The organism is Eudoraea sp. (assembly GCF_049669105.1).
Lineage (GTDB): Bacteria > Bacteroidota > Bacteroidia > Flavobacteriales > Flavobacteriaceae > Eudoraea.
In genome coordinates this window covers 11,630-26,993 of record NZ_JBATKE010000258.1, presented here as the reverse complement: position 1 = coordinate 26,993, position 15,364 = coordinate 11,630, and the positions used below count along the sequence as shown (strand labels likewise).

7 protein-coding genes are annotated in these 15,364 nt (G+C 40.6%); 3 read left to right on the top strand and 4 right to left on the bottom strand.

All coding sequences use genetic code 11. The features are described from left to right. Positions 1-7 precede the first annotated feature (7 nt). Entirely contained in the window at positions 8-1,519 is a 1,512-nt protein-coding gene (locus WBM60_RS18270) for a glycoside hydrolase family 10 protein (RefSeq protein WP_424283454.1), read from the bottom strand. A 69-nt stretch (positions 1,520-1,588) separates the two neighbouring features. Further along, positions 1,589-3,532 (bottom strand): glucosamine-6-phosphate deaminase, encoded by a 1,944-nt coding sequence (nagB, locus tag WBM60_RS18265; RefSeq protein WP_424261629.1) that lies wholly within the window; start codon positions 3,530-3,532, stop codon positions 1,589-1,591. A 185-nt stretch (positions 3,533-3,717) separates the two neighbouring features. Between nagB and WBM60_RS18260 the strand changes: the two genes are divergently transcribed. Further along, positions 3,718-4,467: a DeoR/GlpR family DNA-binding transcription regulator gene (locus WBM60_RS18260; protein WP_424261627.1), complete on the top strand. Its 750-nt coding sequence runs from the start codon at positions 3,718-3,720 to the stop codon at positions 4,465-4,467. A gap of 1 nt (position 4,468) precedes the next feature. Further along, complete coding sequence (gene murQ, locus WBM60_RS18255) at positions 4,469-5,284, top strand: N-acetylmuramic acid 6-phosphate etherase (RefSeq protein ID WP_424261625.1); 816 nt, start codon at positions 4,469-4,471, stop codon at positions 5,282-5,284. A gap of 2 nt (positions 5,285-5,286) precedes the next feature. On the opposite strand, the gene WBM60_RS18250 is transcribed toward murQ, so the two are convergent. Then, positions 5,287-5,688, bottom strand: coding sequence for a c-type cytochrome (locus tag WBM60_RS18250; protein ID WP_424261623.1), 402 nt, complete (start codon positions 5,686-5,688; stop codon positions 5,287-5,289). 57 nt (positions 5,689-5,745) lie between these two features. After that, a complete protein-coding gene (locus tag WBM60_RS18245; protein ID WP_424261621.1) occupies positions 5,746-6,867 on the bottom strand; it encodes a PQQ-dependent sugar dehydrogenase in 1,122 nt (373 codons plus the stop codon). Between the two features lie 138 nt (positions 6,868-7,005). Between WBM60_RS18245 and WBM60_RS18240 the strand changes: the two genes are divergently transcribed. Further along, positions 7,006-15,336, top strand: coding sequence for a T9SS type B sorting domain-containing protein (locus tag WBM60_RS18240; RefSeq protein WP_424283453.1), 8,331 nt, complete (start codon positions 7,006-7,008; stop codon positions 15,334-15,336). Positions 15,337-15,364 lie beyond the last annotated feature (28 nt).

Sequence of the window (15,364 nt, the reverse complement as noted above, 5' to 3'; positions counted from 1 at the left end):
GGTTTATTTAGTCTAAATGTATGACAATTGGCTTACTTTCTTTTCTAAACTTATCGGTAAAAGTGACTGCAATATTTTTTCTTTGGTCAATTAGCCCTTTTCCAAGGTTGAAGGAGTTGCTGTTGTCCATGAATATTTGGCCAATAATATTTTCAGGCTTACAGAGGGGTGGTTTATTAGGATTTTTCATATTATAAATAGTGGCAAATCGGATAATTTCTTTGCTCGCGAATTTGAATGTTAATTTTAGATAATTGTCTTTATCAAGTATAATATCCAATTCCGGTAAAGGTTGGTCTTCAATGATAATTAATGGTGAAACGGGCGTAAAGGAGGGATAGGAGTACAATTTATTTTTGATATATTTTACGACATCTTCGTTGCCGGACATAAGTGATCTGGCACTAAAAAAGACATTACCCTGAACAGCTTCTGTTTTTCTTGCCAACTGCAACTGTTTTGGTAATTCTTTCATCTTATTCCAGGCTTTGTCGCTGTTGTTTCTTACTTTATAAGCACCATTACCTACGTAAAGATTCGAGTTTTTATGATTTTCTGCCCACCAGTCAATGAGTATCCGATGGGAGGCTACCGGTAACTTTAAGCTCCAGTATATCTGGGGGACCAAATAATCTATCCATCCTTTTTCCATCCATAATATGGGATCTGCATAAAGATCTTCATAAGTGGTTTGGCCGGCTTTCGTGTTTGAACCTTTTGGATCAGTAGCTATGTTCTTCCAAACCCCAAACGGACTTATACCGAATTGCACCCAGGGTTTTTGTTCTTTTATCACCTGATGGACCTGCTTCACGAGGGTATCAATATTACTTCTACGCCAATCTTCCAGAGATAATTGGGTTTGGTTATTGGATAAATAGGTTAATGAATCATTAAATACTTCATTATTAATGGTGTAGGGATAGAAGTAATCATCAAAATGAATGGCGTCTATATCGTATTGGTTAATCACTTCTTCAATAATGGAAACCATATGTTTCTGCACCTCAGGCAATCCCGGGTCATAATAATATTTTTTACCATACTTAATCATCCAATCCGGGTGCTTATAATAATCGTGAGATACCGAAAGCACTTCAGTATTCATGTCGAAGGTGGCTCTGTAAGGGTTAAGCCATGCATGAAATTCAAAACCCCGAACATGGGCCTCTCTTATGAGCCAATTCAAGGGGTTTTGATCTGTTTCCGGGGCAATGCCTTCTTCTCCGCTTAAAAAACGAGACCATGGCGAAAGATTTGATTCGTATAAAGCATCACCAGCGGTGCGTATTTGTACGACAACGGCATTAAAATTAAGATCTTTATAAAAATCCAGAATACGCAAGTATTCTTCTTTTTGCTTTTCCCAGGGATCACCCCCTCTTTGAGGCCAGTCGATATTGGCCACTGTGGCAATCCAAACTGCTCTGAATTCCGTTTTGGGGATTGTGTTTTTATGTTTAATCAGGCTGCAAGATGACAGTGAGATTAAAATAAAGATCCCAAATTTTTTTAGCATCAATTGCGTTTAATTCCCCGCCTCTTCTATTTTTCGTTGGAAGAGGCAGGTTTATTTAGCCTAAGATTATTAATTGAATTTATAACGAACAAATCCTTCCATGGCCTCGTATTCTGCCATTCCCAATGCGTTGTACTTTTCGGCGGTCTCTGTATTGCGTTGTTCCGCTCTTTGCCAGAATTCCCTTTGATCGTTTCCAGGGAACATAGCACTGTCTTTTTGGGATTGATGCTTAAAAATAGCACTCTTTTTGCGTTCCATATCCATTGGGCCAATAGGTATGGTCATCTCCATGTCTGCAATATCCCATTCCTGCCATGCGCCTCTATATAGCCAAACATAGCAATCATTTATCCATTCTGCTTTTTCCTCTACCAACCTGTCTAAGGCGCTGTAAATAATCTGGAGACATACGCGGTGAGTGCCATGAGGATCAGAAAGATCTCCTGCTGCAAATATTTGGTGGGGTTTTACTTTGTTCAGCAGATCATAAGTTATCTGTACATCTTCTTCAGAATAAGGTTTCTTTTTAACTGTTCCTGTTTCGTAAAAAGGAAGGTTTTGAAAGTGGGCATTCTTTTCTTTAACACCGCAGTATCTGCAGGCAGCCAGGGCTTCCCCTTTTCTAATTAGTCCTTTAAAATTTTGAATTTCCGGACTGTCCACCTGTCCTGGCTTTTTGTTATCAATGAACTCCCTTACTTTCTTAAATTGTTCCAGTAAAGCACTGTTATCTTTTTGAATGTCCTTTGCGAAATCGAGAAAGCGAATTACTTCATCATCAAAAACCGCTATATTACCAGAGGTCTGATAGGCCACATGAACTTCATGGCCCTGATCCACTAACCTTAAAAGTGTACCTCCCATGGAAATTACATCATCATCCGGATGGGGACTAAAAATTAACGAAGTTTTTGGGTAAGGATCTTTTCTTTCAGGTCTTTGACTATCATCGGCATTTGGTTTACCACCCGGCCAGCCGGTAATAGTCCGCTGCAATTGATTGAAAACAATTAGATTGATATGTTCTGCAGATCCTATTTCGGCAACTAAATTCCCCATCCCATGCTCATTATAGTCTTCATTGGTTAATTTTAGGATTGCCTTATTGAGTTTTTCAGAAAGCCAAATGGATGCCCCCTTGATTAATTTGTCATTCCAATCACATTCGCTTACCAGCCACGGCGTGCTTATCCTTGTAAGCGAGGAAGCGGCTGCATGGTCAATTATGAAATCACATGCGTCATGGTGCTGAAGAAAAGTTGCCGGTACAGATTCTCTTATTGGTCCTTCAACAGCTTGCCTAAGTACATTTGCTTTTCCTTCTCCCCAGGCCATCAAAATAATTCGCTTTGCCGCCATAATTGAGCCAACACCCATGGTAATTGCTTTTGTAGGAACATTTTCCAAACCGAAAAAATCACTTGCCGCATCTAGTCGCGTAACTCTGTCAAGTCTGACGATTCTAGTTTTACTATTTAGGGAAGAACCTGGTTCATTAAAACCTATGTGTCCCGTGCGGCCAATCCCAAGAATTTGGATGTCAATGCCACCAGCGTCTATAATTTTTTTCTCGTAGTTAACACAGAAATCCCGAACATCTTCCTTATCTAAGGTCCCATCCGGGATGTTGATATTACTTTTTTTGATATCAATATGATCAAATAAATGTTCATTCATAAAACGCACATAGCTATGAATAGAATCGGATTCCATCGGGTAGTATTCATCCAGATTGAATGTGATTACATTTTTAAAACTCAGGCCCTCTTCTTTATGAAATTTTACCAGGAATTCATACATTTTCGTAGGTGTGGAACCCGTTGCTAGTCCCAATACTACATTTTTCCCCAGCTTTTGTCGCTGTCTAATCAGTTCTGCAATTTCATTGGCAACAAAAAAGGATGCCTGTTCAGAACTTTCGTGAATGAAGGTGCTAATTTTTTCAAATTTCCGGGACTCTTCGTCGGTTGGAAAGTTCATTGCGCTTGGTTTTGTGAGTGTTCGTGCCATCTTAGCTACTTGTATTTTGATTCTTTGACGCAAAGATAAATAAATAAATTAAAATGTGCGATATAATGCAATATATTTTGCAATAAAACGCAATTATTTCTATTGTATTGGAAATAAACAGCAAAAAACAGCAAGTAAATTTATTTTGACTATCTTTGTAAGCAGTAATTAATAGGATTCAATTTATGTTAAAGGAAGAGCGTCAGCTGGCCATATTAAATGAAGTAGAGCTTCACAATCGGATATTATTGACAGATATAGCAGAAAAACTGAATGTATCTATAGATACTGCAAGGAGGGATGTCAAAGAACTGGATGCCGTGAACAAATTGCGGAAAGTACATGGCGGTGCTATATCTCTTGGCTTTACCGGCTTGGCGAGTAGTAATGCAAACATTTATGCACTTGAGGAAAAGATAACTATTGCTCAAAAGGCAATTGGTCTTATCCGTGAAGGAAGCGTCATATTCATTGACGGGGGTACGACATGTCTCGAACTTGTTCGTTTAATTCCGCCACAACTTAAGCTTACATGTTTTACATTAAGTCTTCCTGTGGCCTGGCAATTGCTTTCCAACCCGGATATTAAAGTAATTTTAATAGGAGGTGAGATTTCCAGAGATGCACAAATATCTATCGGGGCCTATACAGTTCATCAATTATCTGAGATCAGATTTGATTACAGTTTTATCGGAACTGGTTATGTTGATGCAATACACGGTTTAACCGAGTTTGATTGGGAGATTGTTCAGATGAAGAAGGCGGTTATCAATGCATCCAAAAAAACGGTACTTTTGTGCATATCTGAAAAGCTGAATTCACAGCATCAATATAAGACCTGTGATATTAACTCCATTAACACAATGATTACCGAATTGGCACCAGATAATAATCTTCTTAATCTCTACAGAAACCAGGATATTCATCTTCTATAATATGTCGGATTATATTAAAATTACGGAAACCCCTTCAGATTATACAGATTTGGAACTTATGAACACCCAATCTATACTGGAGAATATCAATAATGAAGACCGGAAAGTAGCAGAGGCAGTTCAAAAGGTAATTCCTCAGCTTACAATACTTGTCGATGCTCTGGAAACACGTTTTTACGAGGGAGGTCGTTTGTTCTACATAGGCGCAGGAACAAGTGGGCGTTTAGGTATTTTAGATGCTTCAGAAATCCCTCCAACTTATGGGATGCCTCATGATAGGGTCATAGGCCTGATTGCCGGGGGAGATTCTGCCATTAGAAAAGCAGTGGAATTTGCCGAAGACGATACTAAACAGGCCTGGTTAGACCTTAAATCTTATGCTATTTCCAAAAAAGACGTTCTTGTAGGTATAGCAGCGTCAGGTACAACACCTTATGTCCTTGGGGGTATTTCCGAAGCAAAAAAACATGGGGTATTAACGGCGGGGATTACCAATAATCCCGGTTCACCTTTGGCAACTATATCTGATATCCCTGTAGAAATCAATGTAGGACCTGAATTTGTTACAGGGAGTACTCGGATGAAAAGTGGTACTTCACAGAAACTTGCGTTGAACATGATTAGCACTGCCTTAATGATCAGGGTAGGCAGGGTGAAGGGAAATAAAATGGTAAATATGCAGCTGAGCAACAACAAATTAGTGGACAGGGGAACACGATATCTAATGGAGGGTTTACACCTGAGTTATGAAGAGGCAGAAAAGGCCCTCAACCAATACGGATCAGTTAAAAAGGCATTGGATGCGCTTAAAAAATAAGTTTATTTTACAATCGAATTTACTTCCTGAACAGTGACCATTTTGGCACCTGAATTCCCCCATGAATTAAGCACATAATTCATTACATCGGCTATTTCGTCATCTTCCAGGCCTAAAGGCATCATAGTGTTGTTGTAGGTAACACCATTAACAGTAAGTTCACCCATACGACCGTATTTTACGCCCTGGATACTTGCTTCCCTGTTGTTCATTAAATAATCAGAATCAGCGAGAGGAGGATAGGTGTACGCCACACCTTCTCCGGTTTCTAAGTGGCATGTAACACAGAAATCACTATAGATATCTTTACCCCTTTGAATGCTCTCTTGCAACTCCTTATCCTGAAACAGGAAATAGGCCAAGCACGAGACTATGATTAGATAGCTACTGATAAAAAACTTCACAGGATAATTACTTTATGGAGACTACTAATTATTGAACTCAGCCATTTAGATTGGTTGTTATTGTTTTGGGACTAATTTATAAATGCCTTTTCCTTCAACAGCAACATAAATAAAGCCATCCGGGCCCTGGCGAACATTTCTCACACGGCCGATATCTTCCATAAGTTTTTCCCGATAAGTAACCTCATTACCATTTAGTTCAAGACGTTCCAGATACTGAAAAACAAGTGATCCTACGAGCAAATTACCTTTCCAGGCGGGATATTTATCTGAAGTTACAAACGTCATTCCACTTGGAGCAATAGAAGGAACCCAATAGTGAATGGGTTGTTCCATCCCTTCCATCTCAGTTTGATCTGTTATTGGAGTACCACTATAATTAATGCCGTAGGTAATTACAGGCCAGCCATAGTTGGCTCCTTTTTTTACAATATTTATTTCGTCCCCACCCTGTGGTCCGTGTTCATGGATCCATATGGCTCCTGTTTCCGGATGTTTAACCATGCCTTGTGGGTTTCTGTTTCCATAAGTATAAATAGCTTTTTTAGCATTTGATTCATTAAAAAATGGATTATCCTCAGGGATTCTTCCATCATCATAAATTCGGTAGATCTTACCACAATCCCGCGTGATATCTTGAGGGTTTATATCGCGTTCCCCACGTTCCCCTATGGAAAAATACAAATAACCTTGATCGTCAAATTCTAATCTGGATCCAAAGTGTTGACCTTTTGTAGTGTTAGGCGAAGCTTTATAAAGTATCTCATTGTCTGTTAATGAGTTACCATTTAATTTAGCGCGCATAATTGCAGTATTGCCACCTTTGTCTTCTCCTTCTTCAGAGGCAAAGGAAAAGTAAATCCAACCCGTATTTTCATAATCCGGATGAAGTTCTATGTCCAATAAACCGCCTTGGCCTCTATTATAGACTGCAGGGCCATTTGTTATCGTTGATTTTTGGCCATCTTTAAATAGAATGAGTTCACCTGATTTTTCGGAAATTAACATACTGCCATCAGGCAAAAACACCATACCCCATGGAATTTGGAGCCCATCAATTATTAATTCAGCGGTAAAAGTGGTTTCACCGGGTGTATTTATGTCATTATCTGCTTTTTGTCCACAAGACAAATTGGTCATTACAACGAATAAATACAGGACTTTGATACTATTTTTCATATTAGAGCGTTAAAATTAAATAATAAGTAGGCGATTTTAAAGCCTAAAGATAAAGAGAAATTATAAGTTTAAATAATTACGCTGTAGAATATACTGATCCCAAATCACGCATATTCTTGCCATAACACGAATTAACCTATGCTCCAAAAAAACTCAAGGCAACTTGTGTATGCCGTGCTATTACTCGCGCTTTCAATTGTGGGTACTTCGGCTATAGCGAATACCAAAGTTTATGAGCTTATATCGGAAATAGCAACTGCAGAAGATGAAGCTAATTCTTTATCTGAATCTACTGCTGCCGCAGTTGAACCCATTTTACAAAGTCCGGCATTAACTGAATCCTATTTGAACGCTCCTATGTTCATTACTATTATACAAGGGGCTAATGAAGAAGTAGTTTGCCCCAATGATGGCAGCACCCTTGCAAAATTCTTTTTATGCGGTACCAGTGATATCCGTACAATAACCCTAAGTCAGAGTGGGAGCAGTTATGAATGGCAAAAACTTGACCCTAACAGATGTGCCTTGTCGGTTATTGCTGATTGCGCAAATACTAATAATACCTGTTATGATACTGTAGGAACCGGGTCAACCTATAACTTAAGTTCTTCCGGAGAATTTCGGGTACGTGTAGATGGTGGTCAATATTACTATTTTAAATCCTCTTTGAACCCATTAAATCCGCAACTGATTCATGAGGATATTATTTGTGGTAACCCGGGAAGGGTGGAGGTAACCAATGTCCCTGCCGGATATGAGTACAGCCTAAATAACTCAGCAGGCCCCTATCAGGATGATCCATATTTTGATATCACTACGGCCGGAAATTACACCGTTTGGGTACGTTTAAAAAATGTTTCTGGCAGTGCCTGTCTGTTTCCCTCAAATGTGCAAACAGTACTGGACCTTGATATTACTGTAGATGTTACTGCAAATGATATTTTGTGTAGCGGTGAGTTAGGAAGTATAGATGTACAGGTAACCGGTGTTCCCGGCTTTTATACCTACCGTCTTTTAAAAGCGGGTGTCACAGTCGATACTTTTGGACCGGACTCGGCCAGTAGTTATTCTTTTGCTAACGTGAGTCCTGGGGTTTATAGCGTAAGAGTGGAAACAAATAAATGTAATGAACTCATTACATTAGATATAAATAATGATCCTATTGATATAGGAAGTGGAATTAGCCCCTTGGCGGTTTCTGCAACAGCATCGGATAGTTTTGGTTGCGGAGCGGCTTCGGTAGATGTTACCATAGACACCTCAGGAGGTACGTCACCTTATAGATTTAGTTTAGATGGAGGCGGCAGTTTTAGTGCGCCCTATGCAAGTACGGCAATGTTTACGGTAACTTCTGCCGGGACATACAACATTCTTGTTGAAGATGCCAACGGCTGTACAAAGACTGCAAATATAGACGTTGAGGATTTACCACCCCCGATTTTTAGTATTACAACGCAGGATGCGAATTGTGGTGGGGTAAATGACGGTCGAATTACGGTAAATGTGACGAATGGCTTTGGATATAATCTTGAATTCAGCAATGACAATGGATCTAATTACCAGGGTAGTAATGTATTTAATAATTTAACACCGGGCAGTTACGATGTTATCATCCGCTATCAGCAGGGTTCTTTTGTATGTACAACTCCGTCATCTACAGAAACAGTTGGGACACCATCAAATATTACAGGTACTGCCACACCCAATTCCATTCCTACTTGTTTAAATGAGAATGGCGGACAGATTACAATTTCAGGAGTAGCCGGCGGGACAGCCCCATATGACTACAGCATTGGTGCCGGTTTTAGTCCTACCACGGTTTATTCTAATCTCGGAGTGGGAACATATACACCACAAATCAGAGATGCCAATGGTTGTGTAGAAAGTCTGCCTCCAATAGTCTTTAATGCCTTAGACAAGCCAACGGATATGGACTTTACCATTTCCAGTATTGATTGTTTAACGAGTAGTGCTTCAGTTACCGTTGCTGTTACAGATGGCGCAGCCCCCTATACCTTTGAAATTATTGCGCCAGCGATCAGTGCAATTAACAATGGGAATAATCCTGTTTTTACCGGTCTGGGACTGGGAACTTATACTTTTAGGGTAACTGACAATGCAGGGTGTAGTTATGACGAAGTTTTTGCAATTACTGATATTAGTTCCATTGCAGTCCAGGCCCAGGCTACGAAGGTTGTAACCTGCGTGGGAGACAGTGATGGTGAAGGTCGCTTCCTGGTAGACGGATTTGATACCACTTACAGATATCAGATTGATGCAGGTCCGGTATTTAACGGACAATCAGGGGGTATAATAAATGTAACTGGTTTAACCGCAGGAAGTTATACGATAACAGTTACGGACGAAGACACCAACTGTGCCGATACTGCTACTCTGGTTATTCAAGAGCCTGCCGTAGCCTTTGCTATAAGCAGTCTCAATGTTACTCCAATGAGTTGTCAGAATGGGAATATAGGGAGAGTTACCATAAATACGGTAGGTGGTTGGGGAGGTAATCGATATACCTTAATACAACCAAATGGTACTCCTAGAGGACCAAAAAATGGAAATACCTTTTCAAACCTGTCTCAAGATGGTTTGTATCAGGTAAGTGTTACCGATGCCAATGGTTGTACGGTAACAGATAGTTTTACATTAACAATTTTAAATTCGCCTACGCTGACCTTAGACGCAGCTGCTTCGGATTTCTGTTATGACAATGTGGATGCCGCTACACTTGCCGTAAATGCAGCAGGAGGTCTACCCCCATATCAATTCAGAGTAAACGGAGGCCCTTTAGGTGGTGCAAGTACTTTTAATAATCTGACGCCAGGCACCTACAACATTGAAGTAATAGATGCCAATGATTGCCGGGATAATATTACTTTAACCATAGAGCCGGAAATCACAGCCAGCGGTACTATAATAAGAGAACTTACCTGTGGTGGTATTTCCGCCCAGATTCAGGTAAATATTTCTAATGGGTACCCATCAGGTGGTGACTATGACATATATGAAGTAAGTATTGACGGAGCCCCGTATACTTCAAATTCGAATAATATTACCGGGAATTCCTTTATTTTTGATATTCCTAATGGATCTATTTTAGTTTCTACGACCTATCAGTTTTTGGTTACTGACAGTCAGGGATGTACAACAGAAACAAATATAATAACCATTGATCCGCCTGAAAGTATCGTAGGATCTGCAAATCCAACAGATACTACCTGTGGTGATAATAATGGTATTATAACACTAGTTCCCGATACTAATTTCGGGGTTCCACCGTATGAATATAGTGATAACAACGGAGCTACATTTAGTTCTCAAAATATATTTTCAGGCTTTGCGCCGGGAATCTACAGTACTTTTCTTATCAGGGACAGTCGGGGGTGTATAACTCCTGTATTATCGGCTACAATTAATGCCAGTACCCCTGTTGATGCAACTGTTGTTGCCAATAATGCTATTTGTGCGGCGGGTACTGTTGAAGGTTCAATAGATGTAACGGCGGTTGCCAATGGCACACCTAATTATACGTACATTGTACAAGATATTACAGGTGCTACAGTCGCCACAGTAGGTCCAACAGCAAGTACAACTGTTAATTTTCCAAATTTAGTACCTGGTACTTATACCATTTTAACTCAGGATGCTTCCGGATGTGAGGACCGGGATACGGTAACAATCACTCAAAATCAGATAGACCTGGTACCTGTGGCGACGACCACACCACCCGATTGTACAACAGCTTTCACATATATTGTAGATATTGTCGGAGGTACACCCCCATATCAAATAGGCTTGGTAGGAACTGCTTTGGGACCACCAAATGTGGATATTGATACGCACGATTTTACAGGTCAAATTGCTTATGGAGTAACTTATTTTGTAGAGGTTGTTGATGCCCTTGGATGTAGGTATATTGAGCAAATAGATCCAATATTAGGGCCATCACCTATTGCGGTAACAGCAACAGCGACGACAGCTTCCTGTGCGCCGGGAGGTAATGGGCAGATTGATTATCAGATAGCAGGAATTGCTTCACCTGCAGACCTGACCATTGAATTGCAGGATACCAATACAGGAGCTATTGTAAGTGGTCCAATAGTGTTAAACAATGAGCCTATTCCTTATAATGGCTCGTTTACGGCATTGCCTCCAGGAAATTATCAGATACTGGTAAATGACAATAACACAAGTTGTGATGCCAGTGCACTGGTAGATATTATTACTGATATCCCATCATTGGTTGTAGATAATAATGAACCGGCCAATTGTAATGTAGGTGCATTAGTTACAGTGCGAGGCACAGGTGGCACTCCTGGTTATAACTTTGCATATGTTCCAACTGGTGATCCCGCTCCGGGCGTATTCACAGCACAGACCACCTATGAAATTGCGGGCCCATACCCGGCAGATTACGATTTTTATGTTCAGGACAGCAATGGCTGTATCAGTTTTACAACGGTAACCGTGACAGAAAACCCTGGTGTTTCCAACCCTACGGTGGATGTTGTGAACCAGTGTACTGCAGTTGCCAATTATACGGTTAACATTCTCTCTCCTTTGAGCACAGGTTCAGGCCTGCCCGATGAGACATTTGAATATGATATAGGGGGCGGATTTCAGACAAGTCCTAATTTTATTGTACCAAACCCCGGTGATTATACTATAATTGTGAGGGATGGAAATGGTTGTACCAACAGTATCGTTGCCAGAGTATTCGATTTCTTTGCAATTACTGCAAGTGCAACTACGGAACCTACCTGTAACGCGGGAGATGGAGTGATTACAGTAAATACTACAGGAGGTAGTGGTAATTTCAGATTCGATCTGGATGATGGTGTGAATCCTACAATTACCCAACTTAACAACCCGGTATTTATTAATCTACTACCTGCTAATTACTCAATTTTAGTTACCGATTTAGATTCCAATACAATCCCTTTATGTACAGACTTAGTTACTGTAGATGTAACCATTGTTAATTCTCCGGTTATATCCGCAACACCCAAGGGAGACATCACTTGTAATGGGGCGAACGATGGTTATATTTCTGTTGAATTGGCTCCGGGAACAGATACAGACAGCCCGTTTAGCTATATTCTGTACGATGGTGGCACTGCAACGGTAGTAGCTGGCCCACAATCGACAGCTATTTTTGATAACTTAGCACAAGGCACATACCAGGTTGAAGTTATATCAGACAGAGGGTGTACAGATAGGTCGGGGGACGTTGTAATTCTTGAGCCTACCCCATTACAAATCGCTACAACGAATACGGAATTTACTTGCGATCCAAGTAGCAACCGATTCAATACGGCTACAATAACTATATTTACGGATACCAATGGAGATGGTACAGGTGCCAATACCGGTACCCCTACCTATACCTATAGTATGAATGATGGGACGCCGGCCTTTGATGGTACCAATTTTCAGACGAGCAATGTCTTTGAAGTAATTGACAATGGTACGGATCAAACCATAATTCTAACGGCTAAAGATCAAAATGGCTGCGAAATTACAGATACTGTTACTATTAATGCGCCAGTAGGACTCACTTTTACGTTTAATGTGAATTCTATTAGTTGTGACGCTTCAGGTACAGGTGTAAGTCCGGGTTCAATAGATATCATAATAGATCAGGGCCCAGGAAATTATGATGTGGAAATATTGCCTTTAGGATCTGAACCCATTCAGAATTCGGGGGGTAGTGATACAGTGAGTTGGGCCATTAGTACCCCTGGAGACTATATATTTGCAGTTACAGATGTTGGAAATGCAGGTTGTACCTATCTTACCCCGGTAGTTAACGTACCAGACTACAATACCATTGAGGCTCTTATTGCTGAGACCAAACCGGTTACCTGTTTTAATGGATCTGATGGTGAAATGAGTATTCAAATAAACAATTACAGCGGAACCTATAATTATGAAGTATTTTCGCGGAATAATGCAGGTGTTGAAACAACTACAGGTGTTACTGGTACATTTGACACCAACATTCCAGCTCAGAATCCGGGATTGATTACAGGTCTGCCTGCAGGAAATCTGTTAGTTTATGTTGAGGCACTGGACATTCCGTATTGTGATGCGGTTAGTAATATAGCCACAGTAAGACAGCCAGACAGGGCCTTAACAGTTGCACTTACACAAACAGCAGAAGTAACCTGCGCCGTACCAGGATTAGGTGAGGTATTCGCAGTAGGTGATGGTGGCTGGGGAAGTTTTGAATATCAGGTAATAGCCCCCGATGGCATTACTATCATACAAGATTTTCCGAGTACGAATGACAGCTTCACAGGTTTATCTGATGGTACATATACAGTGAATGTAAGAGATCTGGAAGGATGTATTGCAACCAACACAATTAATTTAGCACTACCGGCACCAATTTATGCAGATATTCAGGTTGTCACACCTTTACAATGTAACAATGATAATAATGGTGAAATAGAAGCCTTTAATGTAAGTGGCGGTCAGGGCCCCGGTAATTATTTGTATCAACTTAATCGACTAATTGACGGAACCAGCAGTGGAATACAGACCACTACCAATTTCGGTAATTTATCCGCGGGTGATTATACGATTACTGTTTTTGACGGATGGGATTGTAGTTATACTACTGTTCCTATAACCATTGTTGATCCGGAGGTGGTTCTAGCAGAGCTTGTTGAATTGTCACCGCCCGGTTGTGGTGATGTGGGAATCATGGAACTAACGGTAACGAATCCTGAACCCGGGGTAAGTTATTTCTACAGGCGTTCAGGAACAGCAGATCCGTTTTTGCCTTTGGATGCTCTTGATCCAACGGCGAATTCCGTTCAGATTTCTGAGGATATTACAATTGATCCGGGACCATTCCAATATGATGTTCAAAACTCGAATGGATGTCCTTTTGAAAAATCGAATCAAATTTCTCTGGATCCTGCGGCACCCCTGGTAATTGCATTAGATTTAGCTAATGCTACCATTAATTGTGCCGGCGAGGCAACGGGTATTATCCGTTCTGAAGCTTTTGGTGGTATTGGTAATTACATTTATTCCTTGCTAAATTCAAATGTTCCTCCTTTCCCATCAGGCGGTAATGTAGAAAGAAGTGCCCAATCTTCGGGAATATTCCGAGATCTCGGACCAGGAACTTATTGGGTTTTTGCACAGAGTGGCGGTTGTACTGCTATCTCTACCCCAATTACTATTGTAGACCCACCACCACTGGTGCTGGATTACATAGAGGCAGTGCCTGTGAGTTGTAATGGAGACATGGACGGTCAGCTTATTATTGAAGCTAGTGGTGGAACCGGTATTATCCGTTATTCCATTGCAGATCAGTTAAGTGAATTCTTTGAGGCCGATGATCCTTTATTCCCTAATAGAAAGACGTTTACAGATTTGGGACCAAGAAGTTATGAAGTTATTATTCAGGATGATTTGGGTTGCACCATAACGCAGACCATTACTATAACCGAACCACTGGAATTAGTGGCTGGTATTGTAGATTCTACCCCTGAAACCTGTCTGGGTGATCATGACGGTACGGTAAGCCTGGAAGTATTGGGTGGAACCGCTCCTTATGAATTTGCTTTAAATTCATCTGCTGATGTAGACTTTGCACCTAACCCCTCAATGTTCTGGGATAATCTTGTTGGCGGCGATACTTATGTGATTTTCGTGCGTGATTCAAGAGGTTGTGAAACAAATGTGATCGTACCTATAGGAATAGGAGTGGAACTAATTGCTACGCCAATTATTCAATATGGTTGTGATGGCATATTCCCAAACAGCACCGTTACAGTGGAAATGCAAGATCCCAACCAGTATTCAGATTTGCTTTTTGCACTAAATCCTGCAGATCCTACAGATGCAATTACCGCTCAAGCAACAACCGATAGAATCTGGGGTGATTTACCTGCAGGCGACCATACTGTATATATTTATCATTCCAATGGATGTACAACCTTCGTGGATTTTACGACGGATGCGTACGAACCGTTAACTTTATCTGCCGTAAAAAGCGGGCCCAATGAAATTACTGCAACAGCTACAGGCGGTTACGGAGGCTATGAGTATTTCTTCCAGGGGGTATCTTATGCTGATGTAAATGTTTATGAGACAAATGAGGACGCCATTGTTAATATTATGGTGAGGGATCAGGGTGGATGTGAAGCCGTAATTGCGATACCTTTTGATTTTACAGGAATGCTTGAAATACCAAATTTCTTTACGCCTGACGGAGATAACAATAATGAATTATGGTTTCCAAGAAACCGGGACTACTTCCCAAATATTGAAGTCAAAATCTATGACCGTTACGGCAGGGTAGTGGCCGTATTGGATCAGGTTTCCGGATGGGACGGTAAATACGACGGAAATGAACTTCCTTCCGGGGATTACTGGTATGTGGTAAATGCCAATGATAAAGAAAGACAACAATATGTTGGGCACTTTACGTTGTATAGATAAGAAAATACGTATCAGATAAGAAAAAAAC